We start from the raw sequence: 20,814 nt of genomic DNA on the forward strand, positions 1-20,814 counted from the left end.
CACTATCGGCCGGTGCGGCTCTCCTGAGCAGTGTATCGGTTACCTCAGCCTGCAACTTGAGTGCGCTGTAGCGAATGTCCAGATGTTTGATGTTAGCGTGCTATGCCGGGTGAGCAAGAGCGTTGGCCGCGGGTGTGGCATTTGCCGCCAAGAGGTCGGCCATCCAATAAAAAAACCCGGCTCAAGGCCGGGTTTTCTGTTCAAGGCTCGAGGGTTCAGGCCTTGAAGGTCTTGCCTTCGAACTGTTCGGCAACGAAGGTCCAGTTGACCAGGTTCCAGAACGCCTCGACGTACTTCGGACGCAGGTTGCGGTAGTCGATGTAGTAGGCGTGTTCCCAGACGTCGCAGGTCAGCAGCGGGGTGTCGCCGCTGGTCAGCGGGCAGCCGGCGCCGATGGTGCTGGCCAGGGCCAGGGAACCGTCAGCTTTCTTCACCAGCCAGCCCCAGCCGGAACCGAAGGTACCGATCGAAGTCTTGGAGAACTCTTCCTTGAACTTGTCGAAGGAACCGAAAGCGGTGTTGATGGCATCAGCCAGAGCACCGGTAGGCTGGCCGCCGGCGTTTGGTGCCAGGCAGTTCCAGTAGAAGGTGTGGTTCCAGACTTGAGCGGCGTTGTTGAAGATGCCGCCCGAAGAGGTCTTGACGATCTCTTCCAGGGTCTTGCCTTCGAATTCGGTGCCTGGGACCAGGTTGTTCAGGTTCACGACATAGGTGTTGTGGTGCTTGTCGTGGTGAAACTCCAGGGTTTCCTTGGAGATGTGCGGCTGCAGGGCATCGTGGGCGTACGGCAGCGGCGGCAATTCAAAAGCCATGGTGGATCTCCTGATTCAGGTCTAGTTCGCGGTTTGCGCAAGGCCGATCACGGGCGGCCCTATGTGCGTCGGCGAGTTTGTACTCTTTGCGACGCAAGAGGTCGATCATAGCATCAGCCCCCGCGCATAACCACGCAACAAACATAGGGAATAGAGGTTCCGCGGTGGTTGTCGGCTGCCGACCGGCGGTGTGGCCCCATCGCCGGCAAGCCGGCTCCCACAACGACCGCGCTGGCTGCACGAGTGGGAGCCGGCTTGCCGGCGACAGGGCCCTTGAGGTCAGTTGAAGATCAACTGCGCAGCCACGGCGAACATCATCACCGCCACCATTAGGTCGAGCATGCGCCAGGTGGTCGGACGTGCCAGCCAGGGTGCCAGCCACGCCGCGCCGATCGCCAGGGTCGTGAACCACAGCGCCGAGGCACTGGCGGCACCGGCCACATAGGCGCCGGGCACGGTCTGCTGGGCGCCAAGCGAGCCGATCAGCAGCACGGTATCGAGGTACACGTGGGGGTTGAGCAGGGTCACTGCCAGGGCGCTCATCAGCACCGCGCGACGCGAGCGCATGCCCTGGCCTTCCTGGTGCTTCAGGCTCTGTTTGGAACAAGCGCTGCGCAGCGCCTTGGCACCGTACCAGAGCAGAAACACAGCGCCGCCCCAACGGGCAATGGCCAGCAGGGTCGGGTTGTGTGCCAGCACCGTGGCCAGCCCGAACACCCCGGCCGCCACCAGGAGGGCGTCGCAGACAATGCACAGCAGCGCCACCGGCAGATGATGTTCACGCCGCAGGCTCTGGGCCAGGACGAAGGCGTTCTGTGCGCCAATGGCCATGATCAGGCCGAAGGCCACCAACATGCCGTTCAGATAGCTTTGCCACATGGCAGATACTCCCAAGAAGATGCTGGCCATTGTGCGGATTGGCGCTGTATAAGAAAAACAAATAAAGCTGATCCGTCATTAGGAAAATCGATGTTCGACTACAAGCTGCTGGCCGCCCTCGCGGCAGTGATCGAGCAAGGCGGTTTCGAGCGTGCCGCGCAGGTGCTGGGGCTGTCGCAATCGGCCATCTCGCAGCGCATCAAGCTGCTCGAAGCGCGGGTCGGCCAACCCGTGCTGGTGCGTGCAACACCGCCGAGCCCGACCGAGGTTGGCCGTCAGTTGCTCAACCATGTGCAGCAGGTGCGTCTGCTTGAGCGCGACTTGCAGCGCCAGGTGCCGGCCCTGGATGAGGAAGGCATGCCCGAGCGCTTGCGCATCGCCCTCAACGCCGACAGCCTGGCGACCTGGTGGGCGGGTGCGGTCGGGGTGTTCTGCGCCGAGCATCAGTTGTTGACTGACCTGGTGGTGGAAGACCAGGAGGTCGGCCTCAAGCGTATGCGTGCCGGTGAAGTGGCGGCCTGCCTGTGCGGCAGCGAGCGGCCGGTGGCCGGGGCACGCAGCCTGCCGCTGGGGGCCATGCGCTACCGTGCCCTGGCAAGTCCCGGGTTCATGGCGCGGTATTTTCCACTGGGGTTCGAGGTCAAGCGCTTGGCCCGCACACCCGCCATTGTCTACGGCCCGGACGATTTCCTGCAGCACCGTTACCTAGCATCGCTGGGCATACAGGACGGCTTCCTGCACCATCTGTGCCCGTCGTCCGAAGGTTTCCTGCACATGACCGAGGCCGGCCTCGGCTGGGGGCTGGTGCCCGAGTTGCAGGCCCGCGAGCAGCTGGCGAACGGGCTACTGGTGGAAATCTGCACCGATACGCCCATCGACGTGCCGTTGTACTGGCATCATTGGCGCAACGGTGGCCATCTGCTCGCGCAATTGACCGAGCACCTGCGGCACACGGCCCGGCACTGGCTGGTGCCCTTGTAGCCGCAGCTGGCGTCTGTTGCATCTGAAATCAAGGCGGAGTCATACATGCGAATTCTGGTCACTGGCGCAAGCGGCTTCATTGGCGGGCGCTTTGCGCGTTTTGCCCTGGAGCAGGGCCTGGACGTGCGGGTCAGCGGCCGACGCGCCGAGGGGGTGGAGCACCTGGTCAAGCGCGGCGCGCAGTTCATTCCCGGCGACCTGGGTGATGCCGAGCTGGCCCGACGCCTGTGCCAAGGCGTCGAGGCCGTGGTGCATTGCGCCGGCGCGGTGGGTAACTGGGGGCGTTATCAGGACTTTCACCAAGGCAATGTGGTGGTCACGGAGAACGTCGTCGAGGGTTGCCTCAAGGAACATGTGCGCCGCCTGGTGCACTTGTCCTCGCCGTCGATCTATTTCAACGGCCGGTCGCGTGTGGATATCCGTGAAGACCAGGTGCCGCGCCGCTTCCACGATCACTATGCGCAGACCAAGTACCTCGCCGAGCAGAAGGTGTTCGGTGCCCAGGAGTTCGGCCTGGAGGTGCTGGCGCTGCGCCCGCGCTTCGTCACCGGGGCCGGTGACGCCAGTATTTTTCCGCGGCTGATGCAGATGCAGCGCAAGGGCCGCGTAGCGATCATCGGCAACGGCCTGAACAAGGTCGACTTCACCAGTGTGCACAACCTCAACGAAGCGCTGCTCAGTGCGCTGTTCGCCGAAGACCGTGCCCTGGGTCAGGCCTACAACATCAGCAACGGTCATCCGCTGCCGCTGTGGGACGTGGTGAACTACGTGATGCGCCAGATGCAACTGCCCCAGGTGACCCGTTACCGTTCATACGGCCTGGCCTACAGCCTGGCAGCGCTGAACGAGGGCGCCTGCATGCTCTGGCCTGGGCGTCCGCAGCCGACGCTGTCGCGTTTGGGGATGCAGGTGATGAGCCGTGATTTCACCCTGGATATCAGTCGCGCTCGCCAGTACCTCGACTACCAGCCCAAAGTCAGCCTGTGGTCGGCACTGGATGAATTTTGCGCCTGGTGGAGGCATCAGCCACTTAACCAGTGAACCTGACACGCGGATGATGGTCATCAATGCGCCGCGCGAGCGGTTTATACTCATGTCTCTTTGCTATTACTGTGGTTGAAACTACCCATGCGTAACGATGCCCACGACGATTTCGATGATGTGCCCACTTTGCGGGCCGGTACCCCTGATGATGACGAACTGCTGCCTGCGCACGTTTCGCGCAGCCGTCAGAAAGCTGCCAAACCGGTCAGTACCGGCCCGCTCTGGGCGCTGCTGGGGGCGTCGTTCATCGCGCTGGCGGGGCTGGGCTGGTGGAGTTTCCAGCAGATCTCGCTGATGGAGCAGCAACTGGTGGCGACCCAGGAAAGCTTCGCACGTATCAGCGAAGAAGCCGCCGGGCGTTTGCAGGCCATCAGCGGCAAGGTCGATGCCAGCGAATCGACGGTCAATACCGGCAGCGAGGCGTTGAAACTGCAGATCCGCCAGTTGCAGGCGAACCTGGCCGAGCAGGGCAAGCAGCAGCAGGGCGTGGCGGGGCAGGCGGGTGACCTGGGCAAGCGTCTGGAGCAGGTGCTGGCCGATACCCGCGAGCAGCAGAAAGCTGTGAACGAGTTGCAAACCCAGCTGCAGGCGCAGTTGAAAGCCGTGAATGGTGAACTGGCGGCGCTGAAGTCGGGACAGGTGGATGGCGGCAAGCTGGATGGGCAGCTCAAGAGTTTGAGCGATGACGTGGCAGCGCTGAAGAAGCAGGGAAACCCAAAAGCGGCTATCGATAACCTGGAACAGGACGTGCTGGTGCTGAAGAGCCAGATCGACAATCGACCGGCAGCGGCTTCCGGTGGCGCATCGGTGCAGGAGTTCGATGCGTTCCGTGGGCAGACCACGCGCAACATCAATACCCTGCAAAGTCAGATTCAGAACCTGCAGAAGCAGATCAATGCCCGACCTTGAGGTTGCAGGGGAGGGCTTTGCCCTCCTTTCGCGACACAAGGCCGCTCCTACAGATGATCGCGGTCGCCTGTAGGAGCGGCCTTGTGTCGCGAAAGGGCCGCAAAGCGGCCCTCCGCTATCTCGATCACATCCGCGGATAGTCGATATACCCCACCGGCCCCTTGGCATAGAAGGTCTGCGCATGCGCCTGATTCAGCGGCGCATCCGCCGCCAACCGCGCCGGCAGGTCCGGGTTGGCAATGAAGGGCACGCCAAACGCGACCGCATCCGCCTTGCCGCTGGCCAGCGCCTCACTGGCACTGGCCTTGTCGAACCGTTCGTTGACGATATACGGGCCACCGAACGCAGCCTTGATCAGCGTGCCAATGCTGTCGTCGGCTTGCTTCTCTCGCGAGCAGATGAAGGCGATGCCGCGCTTGCCCAGCTCCCGCGCCACATAGGTGAAGGTTTCGGCGCGGTCGGCGTCGCCCATGTCATGCGAGTCGGCACGCGGTGCCAGGTGCACGCCCACCCGTCCCGCACCCCACACTTCGATGGCCGCATCGGTCACTTCCAGCAGCAGACGCGCACGGTTTTCCAGCGAGCCACCGTAGCGGTCGGTGCGCTGGTTGGTGCTGCTCTGCAGGAACTGATCAAGCAGGTAGCCGTTGGCACCGTGAATTTCCACACCATCGAAGCCTGCCGCCTTGGCGTTCTCGGCGCCGCTGCGGTAGGCCTCGACGATGTCGGCGATCTCCTCGGTTTCCAGCGCGCGTGGGGTGGGGTACTCGGTGATCGGGCGTACCAGGCTGACATGGCCCTTGGGCTGGATCGCACTGGGCGCCACCGGCAGCTCACCGTTCAGGTAGCTGGGGTGGGAGATGCGGCCGACGTGCCACAGCTGCAGGAACATCCGCCCGCCAGCGGCATGCACGGCCTTGGTGACATTGTTCCAGCCACGTACCTGCTGGTCGTTCCAGATGCCGGGGGTATCCGGGTAGCCGACGCCCATCGGCGTCACCGAGGTCGCTTCGCTGAGGATCAGCCCGGCGCTGGCGCGCTGCACGTAGTACTCGGCCATCAGGGCGTTGGGCACCCGGCCTTCATCGGCGCGGCAGCGGGTCAGCGGCGCCATGATGATGCGGTTGGGCAGCTGCACGTCGCCCAGCGTGATCGGATCGAAAAGCGTGGTCATAAAGGTTACCTGCCTTGTCAGAGCGCTTGGCGCAGTTGTTCGAGAAAAGCCTGGACCGTGGCTTCGTTACGTTTGAAGAAGTGCCATTGGCCGATCTTCTGGCTGCTGATAAGGCCGGCCCGCTGCAACGTGGCCAGGTGGGCGGAGACGGTCGACTGCGACAGGCCGCAGCGTTGATCGATCTGCCCGGCACAGACGCCCTGCTCGGTGCTGTGGTGCTGGTCAGGAAATTGCGCGGCCGGGTCTTTCAGCCAGTGGAGGATTTCGCGCCGGACCGGATGGGCCAGGGCTTTGATGATTTCGTCGAGATCAATGGGCATGGTCGTCACGTGTGATGTACCGGTATATCGCGATGAGACGAAATATAAATCGGATTTTCGCGATATAGAAATATGAATAGGCTCTGAGCTGAGCACGAATCGCTATATCGCGTTATAACGATATGCCTGGGCCCGGTGCTAAACTGCGGGCATGAACTACCTCGCACATCTGCACCTCGGCGGCCCTGCGCCGCAACAACTGCTTGGCAGCCTGTATGGCGATTTCGTCAAAGGATCGCTCGAGGGGCGGTTTCCGCCTGCGCTTGAGGCGGCCATCCGCTTGCACCGGCATATCGACAGTTACACTGATCAGCATCCGCTGGTATTGGCGGCGCTGGCGCGGTTTCCGCGCGAGCGGCGGCGGTTTGCCGGGATCGTCCTGGATGTGTTCTTCGATCATTGCCTGGCGCGGCACTGGGGGGACTACGCCGAACAGCCGCTGGCGCAATTCACCAGTGATTTCTATCGGGTGTTGCTGGCGGAGCCGGCGTTGCCCGGTCGGCTGGCGCGGATTGCGCCGTTCATGGCGGCCGATGACTGGCTGGGGGCTTATGGCGATTTCGCTACTCTGGAGCAGGTGTACAAGGGGATTGCCCGGCGCTTGTCGCGGCCGGAAGGGATGACCGGGGTGATGGGCGAGCTGGAACGGTTGTATGAGCCTTTGCTGGCGGACTTTCGTGAGTTCTATCCGCAGTTGCAGGCGTTTGCGGCGTCTGGGCGGGCCTCATCGCCGGCTTGCCGGCGATGAGGCCAGTACAGGCAATACCCATCAAGCAGCCCGAGCCTGCCTGCGAGGCGCAACCTCAAGCTCCTCAACCCCAAACAACGCCAGCTGGATGGCCTGCTGCGCCTGAAATGCCAACGCCGCACGTTCCTTGTCCACACTGCTGATTGGCTGCAACAAGTGAATGCACACCTCACCGCGAGGCTCGGCGAACAGTCGCAGCAGGTGAGAAACCAGATCGTCATCGCCAATGAATGGCGCAATCGGGTCCGTCTCGCCCTTGCGCAGATACTGAATGGCCACTGGCTGCAGCGCCACACCCTGATCGATGGCACCGGCCAGCAAGCGGCCGTGGAAGGTGCGCAGCTGGCGCCCATCGGTGGTGGTGCCTTCAGGGAAGATCAGCAGCGGCCTGTCCTGCCCCAGCTGTTCGCTGATCTGTTCACGCAAGCGCTGGCTGTCGCCACCCCCACGGCGTATGAACAGCGTGCCGGCCTGTTCCGCCAGCCAACCGGCCAGCGGCCAGCGACGTACTTCGGCCTTGGACAGAAACGACAGCGGCATCAGCATGCCGAGCAGGGGAATGTCGGTCCACGAGACGTGGTTGCTGACCCACAGCATCGGCCGTTGCGGCACCACGCCCATCACGCGCACGTCGAAGGGCAGGGCGGCGACCAGCTGCTTCATGAACAGGCAGGTCCAGCGCTGCCGGCGTTCCAGGGGAGCCTTGAACCCTAAACGCTCGCCCAGGGCGATGGCGCTGGCCATGAGCGTGCCCCAGAGCAGCACCAGCAGCAGCCGGCAGAGGCGGGCGAGCACCCGCAGCCTGGGCATCAGACTGCCGCCTTGAAGTGGCGTGCGTAGCGTGGGCAGAGGTCGTCACGCTTGAGCAGAATGAATACATCGGCCACCTGGAAGTCCTCGTCCCAGCAGGGTTCGCCGCAAATCTTCGCGCCCAGGCGCATATAGGCCTTGAGCAGCGGTGGCATTTCGGCAATGACGTTGCTCGGCAGCGCCAGGCTGGGCAAGGGGTTCTTCGGCTCGGCGCGCAGGTGCTCGGTGCACAGGTAGCGTTCGCGCAGGCGTTGCATGACCGCGTGGGCTTGCACGCCGCCATCCTGCATCGGGATGCTGGCGCACCCCATCAGGTAGCTGTAGCGGCCTTCGTTGAGCACCTCGGCCAGCTCGCCCCAGAGCACGGCGATGGTGCCGCCGTTGCGGTAGTCGGGGTCGACGCAGGTGCGCCCCAGTTCAAGGATTGGCCCTTGCAGTTGCAACAGGCCATGCAGGCTGAACTCTTCTTCGCTGTAGAAACGCCCCAGGCTGCTGGCGGCCTGGTGGTCGAGCAGGCGGGTGGTGGCCACCAGCTCGCCGGTGCTCAGGTCACGCACACCAATGTGGCGGCAATGTACGTCGTAATCGTCCATGTCCAGGCCCTGTTCGGCGCCTTTGAGCTTGGCCTTGAATTCCGCGCTGAACACTTTGTAGCGCAGCGCCTGCGCTTCGTGCAGGGCGGTTGCTCCAATCAGGCGTTCGGCTTGCAGACGGCGTTCAGTGCTGTTGTCGCCAGGGTGAGCGATCCGAGTCATTGCGAGTCTCCATAAGCCAGCCATGAAGGGTTGCGGCCGGTCGGCTTTGTTGTGCAAAGTCAGCCTAGGTAGGCGCGGTGTCACGCCGGTGAACCTTTGGTGATGCTTGCGTGACAGCCCCCAGAGCCCCACGAGGAGCATGCGATGGCTTGGTTGCAACGACTCAACGACCCCCTGCGACAGCCGCTGGCTGGTACCTTGGGCGAGACTTACAGCGCTCAGCTCGAACGCCTTGGCGCGGTCTGCCCGTTCGAACTGGCGGTGCTGGGCGGGCGCGCCATGGCCACCCCTGGCCTGGCTTTCCTGATCGGCTACCAGGCAGCCCTGCGGGTGCTCTGGCCCAGCGCCCCGGCCAGCCTTGGCGCGCTGTGCGCCACCGAGCGGCGCAGCGTGCGCCCGGCGGACATGCAGACACGCCTTGAAGGGTTGCGCCTGACCGGCAACAAGGATTTCGTCACCGCCGGGCTGGATGCCGAATGGTTGCTGGTGGCGGCGCGCAGCGAAGGGCCGGGTGAGGGGCCGAGGTTGAACCTGGCGGTGGTCTATCCCGGTGAGCCGGGAGTGACATTGGAGGCACTGCCTACCTTGCCGTTGATGCCTGAAGTGGGGCATGGGCGGCTGCGCTTGCAGGAAGCGGGTTGCGAGTTGCTGGCGGGCGACGGTTGGGATGCCTACGTCAAACCGTTCCGTTCGCTGGAAGATTTGTACGTGTTGGCGGCCATGACCGCCTGGTTGTATGGCGTCGGCCAGGAGTGTGGCTGGCCGCAGGACTTGCGCTTGCGCCTGCTGGGGTTGCTGGCGGGCTGTGCCGAGGGTAGCCGGCAGTGCGCCGATAGCGTGGGCTGTCATTTGTTGCTGGGCGGATTGTTTGCGCAGTTTCAGGCGTTGCGCGGGGTGATCGACAAGGCCCTGTTGGCGGGGCCGGCGCAGTGGTCGCAACTGTGGCAGCGAGACCAGGGCGTGCTGGCGTTGGCCACTGCCGCACGGGAAAAGCGCCTGGCCAAGGCTTGGGCGGCCGAAGGGTTGTCATGAAAGATTGAGAGGCTGTGTCAATCTTTGAACCTGGGGCTGCTTTCGCAGCCCATCGCCGGCAAGCCGACGATGGGGCGCGAAGCGACCCCAAAAAGGCAAACCCCATGCTCAAGACCCTGCTGGCCATCATCGGCCTGACCATCCTGCCTGCCTGGGCCGAAGACTGGCCCCAGCCCGACTGGCCAATCATTGAGAGCAAGAACGACTGGCAATCAGTCGACACCTACGCCTTCCCACAACGCAACGCCAGCGATCGCAGCGGCATCCGTACCGACGCCCTGCTCATCATCCGCGATGGCCGCATCGTCCATGAACGCTACAGCGCACCCACCACCGCGCAAACCGCCCACCTCACCTGGTCGGTGAGCAAGAGCGTGCTGGCCACAGTGCTGGGCGTGGCCCAGGCAGAAGGGCGCTTCACCCTGCAGGACCCGGTAGCGCGCTTCTACCCACCCATGCAGGCCCATCCTGAAGTGCGCATGGCCGACCTGCTGCACTGGGCCAGTGGCCTGCAATGGCAGGAAGACTACGAATACGCGCCGTTGAAATCCTCGGTGGTGGCCATGCTTTACACGCGTGGGCGCCATGACATGGCGGCCTACACCGCTGCGCACCCTGCCGTCGACAACCCCGGCCAGCGCTTTTTTTATTCGAGCGGCGACAGCAACCTGCTGGCCGCCGCCTTGCGCGGCATGCTCGACGCGGGCACCTATGCCGACTACCCCTGGCGGGCGCTGTTCACCCCGCTGGGCATCGACAGCGCGGTCTGGGAGCGCGATGGCACGGGCACCTTGGTCGGTTCTTCCTACCTCTACCTCAGCGCCCGCGACCTGGCACGCATTGGCCTGCTGATGCAGCGCGACGGGCGCTGGCAAGCGCGCCAGTTGTTGCCAGTGGGCTGGGTGGCATTCAACCGTGGGCTGTTTACCCAGGCCCAGGCTGTCCCTGGTGAAGCCAACCCAGGTGGCCACTGGTGGCTGAACCAGCCGCTGCCGGGCCATGCACGACCTTGGCCCGATGTTCCAGCAGATGCCTACGCCGCCCTCGGTCACTGGGGCCAGGCCCTTTACGTGCTGCCCACGCAGAAGCTGGTGATCGTCCGCTATGGCGATGACCGCGATGGCGCCTACAGCCATAACGAATTGCTCAAGCGGGTGCTGGCGACGCTCGCCAGGGAGGGAACATGAAGCGCCTGGCGTTGCTGGTGATCGTCGCGCTGCTCGGCTGGGCCTGGCTGGAGCGTCAGGCGTTGGCGGATTTTCCCGGCATCCTGTCGGCCTATTCGGCCAAGGAGTACTGCTCGTGCCGCTTCGTCATGGGTTTTGAGCAAGGGTATTGCCGCGGCTACGTGAAACAGTGGCTACCCTTGAGTCAGCTGGAGGAAGACAGCCAGCAGCGTGTGGTCAGCGCCACCGGGCTGGGCCAGCGCAGCCGGGCGGCCTGGCAGGGCGCGCACGAGGGTTGCCGCTTGCTGCCATGACGGTGGGCGGTTAAGGTTGGCGGTCAAGTTTCACGAGATCTGTCATGTTCAAGCTGCTCCGTCTTCTGCCGGCCCTGCTGCTGGCTTTGTGCCTTCCCGCCCATGCCAACTGGCACCTCGATGGCGAGTCTTCCCGCTTGTCGTTCATCACGGGCAAGAACGGCGATACCGCCGAGGTTCATCGCTTCCTGGTCTTGCATGGCACGGTGGATCGCAAGGGTGCAGCGGCACTGCGTATCGAGGTGGATTCCGTCAGCAGTGGCGTCCCGCTGCGCGATGAGCGCATGCGCGACGACCTGTTCGAAGTCGATCGCTTCGCCGAAGCCACGGTGAACGCACAGATCGACCTGCGCCCCATCAATGACCTGGCCAACGGTGCGCAGATCGAGCTGCGTTTGCCGCTCACCGTCACCTTGCGCGGCCAGTCCCACAGCTACAATGCGCTGCTGCTGGCCACCCGTCTTGATGAGCGCCGGTTCCAGGTGGTGACGCTCGAGCCGCTGATCCTCTATGCCAACGACTTCGGTTTGCTGCCCGGGCTGGAAGGCCTGCGCAAGTTCGCCAAGCTCAAGTCCATCAACCCCACGGTACCGGTCAACGCGGTGCTGATCTTCAACGCCCGCTGACATGCCGGGGCCGGTCTTCCCCTGGCGGGATGGCAACCAGTTCGAACTGCTGATCGACGGCCCCGAGTTCTTTCCGCGCATGCTCCAGGCGATCGCGCAAGCTGAATTCCAGGTGGACCTTGAGCTGTACCTGGTCGAGGCCGGTGCTTGCGCCGAGGCGGTGGTCGAGGTGCTGGAGCAGGCGGCGCAACGCGGTGTGCAGGTGCGGTGCCTGTTCGACGACTATGGATCACTGGCCTTCACCACGGCCCTGCGCCAGCGCCTGCTGGAGGCGGGCGTGTACCTGCGCTGGTACAACCGCCTGCGCTGGAAGCGTGGTTTTCGCAACCTGTACCGCGACCATCGCAAGCTGCTGCTGGTGGACGAACGCTGGGCGGTGGTGGGGGGGACGGGTGTCACCGACGAATTCTGGACACCCGACGAGGCGACCAGCGAGTGGCATGAAGTGATGGTGCAAATGCAAGGCGCGGTGGTGAGCGACTGGCAGTTGCTGTTCGACCGCCAGTGGCACGCCAACAACCGTCGCACCGCCTGGCGCCCCGCCGAAGGCTTCGGCCTGCCGCGCCTGCCCAAGGTACCGGCGCAAGGACAGGGTATGGGCCGGGTGGCCTATGCCGACGCCCGCCAGCACCAGGACATCCTGCATTCGCTGGTGCGTGCGCTCAACAGCGGCAAGCAGCGCGTGTGGTTGGCCACGCCTTACTTCCTGCCGACCTGGAGCGTGCGCCGTTCGTTGCGCCGGGCCGCCAGCAAAGGGGTCGATGTACGGCTGTTGCTGACCGGACCACGCACCGACCACCCCTCGGTGCGTTATGCCGGGCACCGTTATTACCCGCGTTTGCTGCGCGCCGGGGTAAAGATTTATGAGTACCAGCCGTGTTTCCTGCACTTGAAGATGGTGTTGATCGACGACTGGGTCAGCATCGGGTCGTGCAATTTCGACCACTGGAACCTGCGTTTCAACCTGGAGGCCAACATCGAGGCGCTCGACCCGCCGTTGACCGCCGCCGTTCAGGCCAGCTTCGCGCGTGATTTCGCCTTGAGCGAGGAGGTCGACCTCGATCACTGGAACGCCCGGCCCCTGTGGCGACGGGTCAAGCAGCGGGTGTGGGGATGGCTGGACCGGCTGGTGGTCAATTTGCTCGACCGACGAGACTGACAGCGACTATCGTGCAGTGACTGTTCACAGGCGATTGCGAGGGAGACTGCGATGACGGCGAAGAAGATTCTCATGCTGGTGGGCGACTACGTCGAGGACTACGAGGCGATGGTGCCGTTCCAGGCGTTGACCATGGTGGGCCATACGGTGCATGCGGTGTGCCCGGAGAAGGTCGCGGGGCAGACCGTGCGCACGGCGATCCATGATTTCGAAGGCGAGCAGACCTACAGCGAGAAGCCGGGCCACAACTTTGCCCTGAACCATGACTTCGTCCGGGTGCGTGCCGAGGGCTACGATGCGTTGTTGATTCCTGGTGGACGTGCCCCGGAGTACCTGCGCCTGGATCAAAAGGTGCTGGATCTGGTCAAGGCCTTCGATCAGGCCGGCAAGCCGATTGCCGCGGTGTGCCACGGGGCGCAACTGCTGGCAGCGGCGGGCGTGCTGGAAGGACGCGAATGCAGTGCGTATCCGGCGTGTGCACCGGAGGTGCGCCTGGCGGGCGGGAAGTTCATCGATATTGCCATTGACCAGGCCCATGTGGATGGCAACCTAGTGACCGCGCCGGCGTGGCCTGCGCATCCGGCGTGGTTGGCGGCGTTTCTGAAGGTGCTGGGGACGCGTATTTCCTGACAGGGCCTCTTCGCGGGACAAGCCCGCTCCCACAGGTACCCCACGGAGCCCGAGAACAGTGGGGTACCTGTGGGAGCGGGCTTGTCCCGCGAAGAGGCCAGAAGCTTCACCCCACCTGCTCGACCCAGTCATTGAGGTTGTAGTAGTTGGTCACCCGGGCAATCTTCCCGCAGTGAATGTAGAAGAACGCCCCCGCCGGCAACACATAGGTTTGCCCATTCGCCGCCGGCAACCCCTCGTCATCGGCCAGGTACTCCCCGTGCACGGTGAACTCCGCCGCCGCCCGGCTGCCGTCGACATTCTGCATCACCACGATGTCGGCCAGGCGCTCGCGGTAGCAGCGGTTCATCTTGTCCATGAATGCGCCGAATCTGGCCTTGCCCATCTGCCGCTCCCCCTGGTTGATGTCGTGGATCACGTCTTCGCTGAGCAGGGCGAGAAAGCTCGGCATGTCGCCGGCATTGAAGGCGGTGTAGTAGGCATTTACCAGTTCGGTAGCGGTCATGGAACAGTACCTGTCGTGTTGGGGAAAGGTGGTGCGTTGGCTCGGATGATAGGGTTTCCCCTCAAGCCCGGCTTAGCCGAGCGCGTCATCCACATCGACAAAACGACCGCCAAGCATGGAAATACGCCTGTTGCACGGCGCCGCTATCGCGCCTTACATCGATGACCTCGCTCGCCTGCGCCTGACCGTGTTTCGCGAGTTTCCCTACCTCTACGACGGCACTCCGGAGTACGAAGCCGACTACCTGGCAAGCTATGCCCGATCCGGCCGCAGCCTGGTGGTGTTGGCCCTGGACCAGGGCCAGGTGGTCGGTGCCTCGACCGGCCTGCCGCTGGTGGACGTAGCGGCCGAATTCCAGCAGCCGTTCCTGGCCCAGGGGCGCGACCCTGCCAGCGTCTACTACTTTGGTGAGTCGCTGGTACTGCCGCCATACCGTGGGCAGGGCCTGGGCGTGCGCTTTTTCATCGAGCGAGAGTCCTACGCGCACAAACTGGCCGAGTTCGACGCCTGCGCGTTCTGTGCCGTCGAGCGCCCCGGCGTGCATCCGAGACGGCCTGCGGACTACAAGCCGTTGCACGGATTCTGGCGCAACCGCGGCTTCCTGCATGATCCTTCCCTGCGCACCCGCTACGCCTGGCGTGACCTGGATGAGCAGGAGAGCACGGAAAAGATCATGTCGTTCTGGGTCAAGGAGCTGCCCATTTGATTCGCCTTGCAGCTTGCCAGTACGCCATTGAGTTGCATGAAACCTGGGATGCCTATGCCGACCACTTGCAGCGGTTGTGCGCCGAGGCAGTGGAGGCGGGGGCCCAGTTGTTGCTGCTGCCGGAGTACGCCGGGCTGGTGCTCAGCGGCCAGTTGCCGGCCGAACAGCGTGGTGATCTGAAGGCTTCGATCGCCAGCATCCAGCCGCTGATCGAGCCTTGGCTGGCGCTGTGCGAGGGCATAGCCCGGCGCTGGGGTGTCTATCTGCAACCGGGCAGCCTGCCGGTTCAGGGCAGCGATGGCCACTACCGCAACCGGGCCTGGCTGTTCGGCCCCAGAGGCAGGCTCGGCTATCAGGACAAGCTGATGATGACCCGTTTCGAGCGGGAGCAGTGGGGCATCACGGCGGGCCAAGGGCTGCAGGTGTTCGACACTGACCTGGGGCGTTTGGGGATTCTGATTTGCTATGACAATGAGTTTCCCATGCTTGCCCGGCGCTTGGCCGAGGGCGGTGCCGACCTGATTCTGGCGCCGAGCTGTACCGACACCGTGGCGGGTTATCACCGGGTGCGCATTGGTGCCCAGGCACGGGCGCTGGAGAACCAGGTTGCGGTGTTGCAGAGTCCCACGGTCGGGCGGGCGGACTGGTCGCCGGCGCTGGATGAGAATGTGGGGCGGGCAGGGCTGTTCGTGCCGCCGGATCATGGGATGCCGGGGGATGGGGTGGTTGCCGAGAGTGAAGAACTTAGCCCATTGAAGAGCCGTTGGATGGTGTGTGAAGTCGACTTGGCGGAGGTTCGGCGGGTGAGGCAGGAGGGGCAGGTATTTACCCGCAGAGATTGGCCCGAGCAGTTCGAGCGGATTGTGTGAATTGGGGCCGCAGAGCGGCCCCAGTCCGGATTACTTCACTTCTACAGCCAGGCTTTCGGCAATCTTGCCCTGCCACAGCGCAGGGCCGGTGATGTGCACGGACTCACCGTTGCTGTCGACCGCGACGGTGACCGGCATGTCCTTCACTTCGAACTCGTAGATCGCTTCCATGCCCAGTTCGGCGAAGGCCAGCACCTGGGACTTGCGAATCGCCTGGGCCACCAGGTAGGCAGCGCCGCCGACGGCCATCAGGTACACGGCCTTGTTGTCCTTGATCGCCTCGATGGCGGTCGGGCCACGCTCGGACTTGCCGATCATGCCCAGCAGGCCGGTCTGTTCGAGGATCTGGCGGGTGAACTTGTCCATGCGGGTAGCGGTGGTCGGGCCGGCTGGGCCTACCACTTCGTCACCGACCGGGTCGACCGGGCCAACGTAGTAGATGAAGCGGCCTTTGAGGTCGACTGGCAGCGCTTCGCCACGGTTGAGCATCTCGACCATGCGCTTGTGCGCAGCGTCGCGGCCAGTGAGCATCTTGCCGTTGAGCAGGATGGTCTCGCCCGGTTTCCAGCTGGCGACTTCTTCCGGGGTGATTTCGTCGAGGTTGACGCGGCGGGCGCTCGGGCCAGCTTCCCAGACGATTTCCGGGTAGGCGTCCAGCGACGGCGCTTCCAGTTCGGCAGGGCCGGAACCATCGAGCACGAAGTGCGCGTGGCGGGTGGCGGCGCAGTTCGGGATCATGCACACCGGCAGGGAGGCGGCGTGGGTCGGGTAGTCCATGATCTTGACGTCGAGCACGGTGGTCAGGCCGCCCAGGCCCTGGGCGCCGATGCCCAACTGGTTGACCTTGTCGAACAGCTCCAGGCGGATCTCTTCGAGGCGGTTCTGCGGGCCACGTGCCTTGAGCTCGTGAATGTCGATGGACTCCATCAACACTTCCTTGGCCATGACCGCAGCCTTCTCGGCAGTACCGCCGATACCGATGCCGAGCATGCCAGGCGGGCACCAGCCAGCGCCCATGGTCGGCACGGTCTTCAGCACCCAGTCGACGATCGAGTCGGACGGGTTGAGCATGGCCATCTTCGACTTGTTCTCGGAACCGCCGCCCTTGGCCGCGACATCGACTTCGACCTTGTCACCGGGGACGATCGAGTAGTGGATGACAGCCGGGGTGTTGTCCTTGGTGTTCTTGCGAGCACCGGCCGGGTCGGCCAGGATCGAAGCGCGCAGGACGTTTTCAGGCAGGTTGTAGGCGCGACGCACACCCTCGTTGATCATGTCGTCGACGCTCATGGTGGCGCCGTCCCAGCGCACGTCCATGCCCACGCGGATGAACACGGTGACGATACCGGTGTCCTGGCAGATCGGGCGGTGGCCGGTGGCGCACATGCGCGAGTTGATCAGGATCTGGGCGATCGAGTCGCGTGCAGCAGGCGACTCTTCACGCAGGTAGGCCTCGTGCATCGCCTGGATGAAATCGACGGGGTGGTAGTACGAAATGAATTGCAGGGCGTCGGCGACGCTCTGAATCAGGTCGTCTTGCTTGATCACGGTCATGCAGCGCGCTCCTCTTAAAGACGGGAACATTCAAAAAGACGCTCGACATTGCCGACCAGCGTGTCGAAGCGCCTTGCAAGGCGCCGGCAGGTCAGGCCGACGGAAAAAGGCGCGGCAGTATAGCGCGCATCCGTGCCGGGCACACCTGCGGCCGGTCTGGACCATGGTCGGCAGCTGGCGGGCATCCTTTTTGCTGCCGTCGAGCGCTTGGCTTACAGTGAGCCGGAGATCTCTGGAGAAACACCGACCATGCCCGAACTATGCGTGGGCGAGCGCCGCTGGACGGTGCCCACCGGCAGCAACCTGCTCGATGCCCTGAACGAGGCGGGGCTGAATGTGCCCTACAGTTGCCGCGCCGGAAGCTGCCATGCCTGCCTGGTGCACTGCCTGGACGGGCAGCCGGCGGATGCCTTGCCTGAAGCGCTGGCGTTGGAAAAGCATGCCCAGGGCTGGCGCCTGGCTTGCCAGTGCCGGGTAGTGGGCGATCTGCGCGTGGCGGTGTTCGACCCGCGGCACGACGGCATTTCCGCTCAGGTCTGTGGACTGGACTGGTACGGCGATGTCTTGCGCCTGCGCCTGCGACCTGAAAGAGCCCTGCGTTACCAGGCCGGCCAACATCTGGTGCTGTGGAACGGTGCGGTCGCGCGGCCCTATTCCTTGGCGAGCCTGCCGGGGGAGGATGACTTCCTCGAATTCCATATCGATTGCTGGCGGCCAGGCGCGTTTTGCGACAAGGCGCGTGGGCTGCAGGCGGGCGATGTGATGCGCCTGGGTGAGCTCAGGGGCGGGGCGCTGCATTACGATCCGGATTGGCAGGAACGGCCGCTTTGGCTGCTGGCGGCGGGCACCGGGCTTGCGCCGTTGTGGGGCATTTTGCGCGAGGCGGTGCGGCAGGGGCATCGCGGCGAGATCAAGGTGATGCATGTAGCGCGTGACCACGCAGGGCATTACCTGGCCGAGCCGTTGCTGGAAATTGAAGGTGTGTGTGTCGAGCAGGTTTTGCTGGATCAGCTGGACGAAGCGCTGGCGGCATTGCGGCCGTCATCACGGCAGACCATTGCGCTGGTGTGTGGCTCGCAGGAGAGTGTGGAGCGTTTTGCGCGGCGGCTGTTCATTGCGGGGGTGCCGAGGGGGCAGGTGTTTGCCGATGTGTTTGTCGAGCATGCCTGAGTGCGCAGGGGAGGGCTTTGCCCTCCATCGCGAGACAAGGCCGCTCCTACAGGAGAAACGCGATCCCCTGTAGGAGCGGCCTTGTGTCGCGAAAGGGCCGCAAAGCGGCCCCAGTTGGAGCCGATCAGCCAACCAACGGATCACCGACATGCAGGATCTTCATGCCGTTGGTGCCACCGATGGTGTGGTAGCTGTCGCCTTTGGTCAGGATCACCCAGTCACCCTGTTCCACCAGACCACGCTTGAGCAGCTCGTCGACCGCTGCCTGGCTCACCTTGTCGGCCGGCAGCGAGGCCGGGTCGAAGGCGATCGGGTAGACACCGCGGAACATCGAGGTACGGGCCTGGGTGGCGCGGTGTGGGGTCAGCGCGTAGATCGGCACGTGCGAACGCAGGCGCGACATGATCAGCGGGGTGTAGCCACTTTCGGTGAGGGCGATGATCGCCTTGACGCCGGGGAAGTGGTTGGCGGTGTACATGGCCGCCAGGGCGATGCTTTCGTCGCAACGCTCGAAGGTGGTGTGCAGACGGTGGCTGGACTTCTGGTTGGTCGGGTGCTTCTCGGCACCCTGGCAGATCCGCGCCATGGCCTGAACGGCTTCGATCGGGTAGGCACCGGCGGCACTTTCGGCCGACAGCATGACCGCATCGGTGTTGTCGAGCACGGCGTTGGCCACGTCGGACACTTCGGCGCGAGTCGGCATCGGGTTCTGGATCATCGACTCCATCATCTGCGTCGCCACGATCACCGCTTTGTTGTTGCGGCGGGCGTGCTGGATGATCTTCTTCTGGATGCCGATCAGCTCGGCGTCGCCGATTTCCACGCCCAGGTCGCCACGGGCAACCATGACGGCGTCGGAGGCGGCGATCAGGCCGTCGAGGGTCTCGTCGTCGGCGACCGCTTCAGCGCGCTCGATCTTGGCGACCAGCCAGGCGCTGCCGCCGGACTCGTCACGCAGCTTGCGGGCGTATTCCATGTCCTTGGCGTCACGCGGGAACGACACGGCCAGGTAGTCCAGGTCCATTTCCGCGGCCAGCTTGATGTCGGCCTTGTCTTTTTCGGTCAGGGCCGGTGCGGTCAGGCCGCCACCTTTGCGGTTGATGCCTTTGTGGTCCGACAGTGGACCACCGACGATCACCACGCAATGCAGGGCATCGGCGGTGGCGGTCTCGACGCGCATGACCACGCGGCCATCGTCGAGCAGCAGCTCGTCACCGACACCGCAGTCCTTGACCAGGTCCGGGTAGTCGATGCCGACGATGTCCTGGTTGCCTTCGGTCAGCGGGTGGGCAGTGGAGAAGGTGAATTTGTCACCGATCTTCAGTTCGATGCGCTTGTTGCTGAATTTGGCGATGCGGATCTTCGGACCCTGCAGGTCACCCAGCAGTGCGACATGGCGGCCGTTTTTGGCGGCGATGTCACGGATCAGGCGGGCGCGCGCTTTGTGCTCGTCCGGGGTGCCGTGGGAAAAGTTCAGGCGTGCCACGTCCAGGCCGGCGAGGATCAGCTGTTCGATCACTTCCGGCGAGTTGCTGGCGGGGCCAAGGGTGGCGACGATTTTGGTACGGCGGATGGTCATGCACAGACTCCTATAGTGAAGCGCAGCGAAAGGCTACTCCTGAATCACGCTGTAGTCATTGTTCCGTTGCACTACCTGCAAGCCGCGCAGGGTGGCAAATGACCGGGCGAGGTATCCTGGCAAATGGCGGTGAAGATTTGTCGACAAAGGCCGATACACAGGCATCCAAGGAGATCCCACATGCGAGCCCTGATCGTTTTAGCCCTGGCGACGGCCAGTACCGTCGGCTGCACCCGCTGGTCGATGGACCATCACTTGAACAACGCCTACCGCGCCTACGACCGTGGCGACTGCCAGAAAGTCATGCTGGAGTTGTCCCAGGTCGACCGTACCAGCCGTGCGCGCCCCTTCATTCACCCGGAAGTGTCATTGCTGCGTGGCCAGTGCCTGGAACGCCAGCAGCTGTTCGTGGATGCCGCGCAAACGTATGAGTACCTGATCCAGCAGTATCCAAACAATGAGTACGCCTACCGCGCCAAGGCGCGCCTGCAAACGCTTGAGAAACTTGGCCATTACCGCAGCGGCCAGGCGGCAATGGCCAGCCCGGTGAATACCTCTCCTTGGCGTTAACACCAAGGTGTCAATAATTTCACGGGATTTGCATGGCGTGCTGCGCTAACCTGTAATCCAGTTGTTACAACAACCGCCAGTACCTTGCATTCCTGGCATTGGTACGGATTGCACGTGTGATCATGTTCAACAAGCGCCATATCGAACGCCACCAATTGCCGTGTGCATTGAAGGTGTTCAACCGCTTCACCGATCAACCTATCGGTCAGCTGGGTAATGCCTCTGAAGACGGCTTGATGCTGATCAGCCAGCTGCCGGTGCTGGTCGGGCCGGATTTCGAGCTGCAGCTGCGCGTGCCGCTTGCCAGCGGCGGCTTCCAGTGCATCAACCTGACAGCCAGTTGCCTGTGGTGCCGCGAAGACCAGACGCCGGGTCACTACGATTCAGGCTTCATGTTGCTGCAGGCACCGCGCGAATACGACGATTTCGTCCGCTCGCTGCGCGACTATTTCAGTTTCCGTCCGGCCAACGCTTCCGTCTGAGACGAGGTCCGCTAGAATCG

General features: G+C 63.7%; 24 protein-coding genes. 15 read left to right on the top strand and 9 right to left on the bottom strand.

Features of this window, described 5'->3' with window-relative positions:
• Positions 1-215: 215 nt before the first annotated feature.
• The gene (locus ACIPZG_RS13590; protein ID WP_400640624.1) at positions 216-812 is read right to left on the bottom strand and encodes a superoxide dismutase; all 597 of its coding nucleotides are present in this window, start codon (positions 810-812) and stop codon (positions 216-218) included.
• A gap of 279 nt (positions 813-1,091) precedes the next feature.
• Positions 1,092-1,691 (bottom strand): LysE/ArgO family amino acid transporter, encoded by a 600-nt coding sequence (locus ACIPZG_RS13595; protein WP_400714402.1) that lies wholly within the window; start codon positions 1,689-1,691, stop codon positions 1,092-1,094.
• A 90-nt stretch (positions 1,692-1,781) separates the two neighbouring features.
• Here ACIPZG_RS13595 and ACIPZG_RS13600 point away from each other — a divergent pair, with 90 nt between their 5' ends.
• From ACIPZG_RS13600 to ACIPZG_RS13610, 3 genes are all read left to right on the top strand, one after another.
• Positions 1,782-2,672 (top strand): LysR family transcriptional regulator ArgP, encoded by an 891-nt coding sequence (locus ACIPZG_RS13600; RefSeq protein ID WP_400714405.1) that lies wholly within the window; start codon positions 1,782-1,784, stop codon positions 2,670-2,672.
• Between the two features lie 45 nt (positions 2,673-2,717).
• A complete protein-coding gene (locus ACIPZG_RS13605; protein ID WP_400714408.1) occupies positions 2,718-3,713 on the top strand; it encodes an NAD-dependent epimerase/dehydratase family protein in 996 nt (331 codons plus the stop codon).
• Between the two features lie 87 nt (positions 3,714-3,800).
• On the top strand, positions 3,801-4,625 hold the full coding sequence (locus tag ACIPZG_RS13610; RefSeq protein WP_400714411.1) for an ATPase: 825 nt from the start codon (positions 3,801-3,803) through the stop codon (positions 4,623-4,625).
• Positions 4,626-4,749: 124 nt separating this feature from the next.
• On the opposite strand, the gene ACIPZG_RS13615 is transcribed toward ACIPZG_RS13610, so the two are convergent.
• Positions 4,750-5,799, bottom strand: coding sequence for an alkene reductase (locus ACIPZG_RS13615; RefSeq protein WP_400714414.1), 1,050 nt, complete (start codon positions 5,797-5,799; stop codon positions 4,750-4,752).
• Between the two features lie 17 nt (positions 5,800-5,816).
• A complete protein-coding gene (locus ACIPZG_RS13620; protein WP_400714417.1) occupies positions 5,817-6,119 on the bottom strand; it encodes an ArsR/SmtB family transcription factor in 303 nt (100 codons plus the stop codon).
• Between the two features lie 151 nt (positions 6,120-6,270).
• Between ACIPZG_RS13620 and ACIPZG_RS13625 the strand changes: the two genes are divergently transcribed.
• Positions 6,271-6,867 (top strand): ACP phosphodiesterase, encoded by a 597-nt coding sequence (locus tag ACIPZG_RS13625; RefSeq protein ID WP_400714420.1) that lies wholly within the window; start codon positions 6,271-6,273, stop codon positions 6,865-6,867.
• Positions 6,868-6,888: 21 nt separating this feature from the next.
• On the opposite strand, the gene ACIPZG_RS13630 is transcribed toward ACIPZG_RS13625, so the two are convergent.
• Positions 6,889-7,677: a lysophospholipid acyltransferase family protein gene (locus ACIPZG_RS13630; protein ID WP_400714423.1), complete on the bottom strand. Its 789-nt coding sequence runs from the start codon at positions 7,675-7,677 to the stop codon at positions 6,889-6,891.
• Entirely contained in the window at positions 7,677-8,432 is a 756-nt protein-coding gene (gene olsB / locus ACIPZG_RS13635; RefSeq protein WP_400714426.1) for an L-ornithine N(alpha)-acyltransferase, read from the bottom strand. The genes ACIPZG_RS13630 and olsB overlap by 1 nt, the downstream gene beginning before the upstream one ends.
• A 144-nt stretch (positions 8,433-8,576) precedes the next feature.
• On the opposite strand from olsB, the gene ACIPZG_RS13640 reads away from it, so the two are divergent.
• The 6 genes from ACIPZG_RS13640 to ACIPZG_RS13665 all read left to right on the top strand — a co-directional run bounded on the left by ACIPZG_RS13640 (position 8,577) and on the right by ACIPZG_RS13665 (position 13,359).
• Positions 8,577-9,464, top strand: a complete 888-nt coding sequence (locus ACIPZG_RS13640; RefSeq protein WP_400714429.1) for an acyl-CoA dehydrogenase — start codon at positions 8,577-8,579, stop codon at positions 9,462-9,464.
• Between the two features lie 104 nt (positions 9,465-9,568).
• Entirely contained in the window at positions 9,569-10,651 is a 1,083-nt protein-coding gene (locus ACIPZG_RS13645; protein WP_400714432.1) for a serine hydrolase domain-containing protein, read from the top strand.
• Complete coding sequence (locus ACIPZG_RS13650) at positions 10,648-10,944, top strand: hypothetical protein (RefSeq protein WP_008090264.1); 297 nt, start codon at positions 10,648-10,650, stop codon at positions 10,942-10,944. The genes ACIPZG_RS13645 and ACIPZG_RS13650 overlap by 4 nt, the downstream gene beginning before the upstream one ends.
• Before the next feature lie 44 nt (positions 10,945-10,988).
• Positions 10,989-11,570 carry a YceI family protein gene (locus ACIPZG_RS13655; RefSeq protein WP_400714435.1) on the top strand — a complete coding sequence of 194 codons (582 nt, stop codon included), beginning with the start codon at positions 10,989-10,991 and terminating at the stop codon, positions 11,568-11,570.
• A 1-nt stretch (position 11,571) separates the two neighbouring features.
• The gene (locus ACIPZG_RS13660; protein WP_400714438.1) at positions 11,572-12,729 is read left to right on the top strand and encodes a phosphatidylserine/phosphatidylglycerophosphate/cardiolipin synthase family protein; all 1,158 of its coding nucleotides are present in this window, start codon (positions 11,572-11,574) and stop codon (positions 12,727-12,729) included.
• Between the two features lie 51 nt (positions 12,730-12,780).
• A complete protein-coding gene (locus tag ACIPZG_RS13665) occupies positions 12,781-13,359 on the top strand; it encodes a DJ-1/PfpI family protein (protein ID WP_400714441.1) in 579 nt (192 codons plus the stop codon).
• A 106-nt stretch (positions 13,360-13,465) separates the two neighbouring features.
• Here ACIPZG_RS13665 and ACIPZG_RS13670 read toward each other — a convergent pair whose 3' ends face one another.
• Positions 13,466-13,864 (bottom strand): nuclear transport factor 2 family protein, encoded by a 399-nt coding sequence (locus ACIPZG_RS13670; RefSeq protein ID WP_400714444.1) that lies wholly within the window; start codon positions 13,862-13,864, stop codon positions 13,466-13,468.
• 115 nt (positions 13,865-13,979) lie between these two features.
• On the opposite strand from ACIPZG_RS13670, the gene ACIPZG_RS13675 reads away from it, so the two are divergent.
• Together ACIPZG_RS13675 and ACIPZG_RS13680 are read left to right on the top strand one after the other, a co-directional pair.
• Positions 13,980-14,570, top strand: a complete 591-nt coding sequence (locus tag ACIPZG_RS13675; RefSeq protein WP_400714447.1) for a GNAT family acetyltransferase — start codon at positions 13,980-13,982, stop codon at positions 14,568-14,570.
• Positions 14,567-15,439, top strand: coding sequence for a carbon-nitrogen hydrolase family protein (locus ACIPZG_RS13680; RefSeq protein WP_400714450.1), 873 nt, complete (start codon positions 14,567-14,569; stop codon positions 15,437-15,439). The genes ACIPZG_RS13675 and ACIPZG_RS13680 overlap by 4 nt, the downstream gene beginning before the upstream one ends.
• A gap of 30 nt (positions 15,440-15,469) precedes the next feature.
• Here the strand turns inward: ACIPZG_RS13680 and ACIPZG_RS13685 are convergent, their stop codons facing one another.
• Complete coding sequence (locus ACIPZG_RS13685) at positions 15,470-16,993, bottom strand: fumarate hydratase (protein WP_400714453.1); 1,524 nt, start codon at positions 16,991-16,993, stop codon at positions 15,470-15,472.
• Positions 16,994-17,242: 249 nt separating this feature from the next.
• Between ACIPZG_RS13685 and ACIPZG_RS13690 the strand changes: the two genes are divergently transcribed.
• A complete protein-coding gene (locus ACIPZG_RS13690; protein WP_400714456.1) occupies positions 17,243-18,163 on the top strand; it encodes an iron-sulfur-binding ferredoxin reductase in 921 nt (306 codons plus the stop codon).
• 124 nt (positions 18,164-18,287) lie between these two features.
• Here the strand turns inward: ACIPZG_RS13690 and pyk are convergent, their stop codons facing one another.
• On the bottom strand, positions 18,288-19,742 hold the full coding sequence (pyk, locus tag ACIPZG_RS13695; protein ID WP_008097666.1) for a pyruvate kinase: 1,455 nt from the start codon (positions 19,740-19,742) through the stop codon (positions 18,288-18,290).
• Between the two features lie 180 nt (positions 19,743-19,922).
• Here pyk and ACIPZG_RS13700 point away from each other — a divergent pair, with 180 nt between their 5' ends.
• Positions 19,923-20,312, top strand: a complete 390-nt coding sequence (locus ACIPZG_RS13700; protein WP_400640661.1) for a tol-pal system YbgF family protein — start codon at positions 19,923-19,925, stop codon at positions 20,310-20,312.
• Between the two features lie 122 nt (positions 20,313-20,434).
• Complete coding sequence (locus ACIPZG_RS13705) at positions 20,435-20,794, top strand: PilZ domain-containing protein (protein WP_400714826.1); 360 nt, start codon at positions 20,435-20,437, stop codon at positions 20,792-20,794.
• Positions 20,795-20,814 lie beyond the last annotated feature (20 nt).

Origin of the sequence: Pseudomonas sp. NPDC089395 (assembly GCF_044749525.1) — a bacterium.
In the GTDB taxonomy this organism is placed as follows: Bacteria; Pseudomonadota; Gammaproteobacteria; order Pseudomonadales; family Pseudomonadaceae; genus Aquipseudomonas.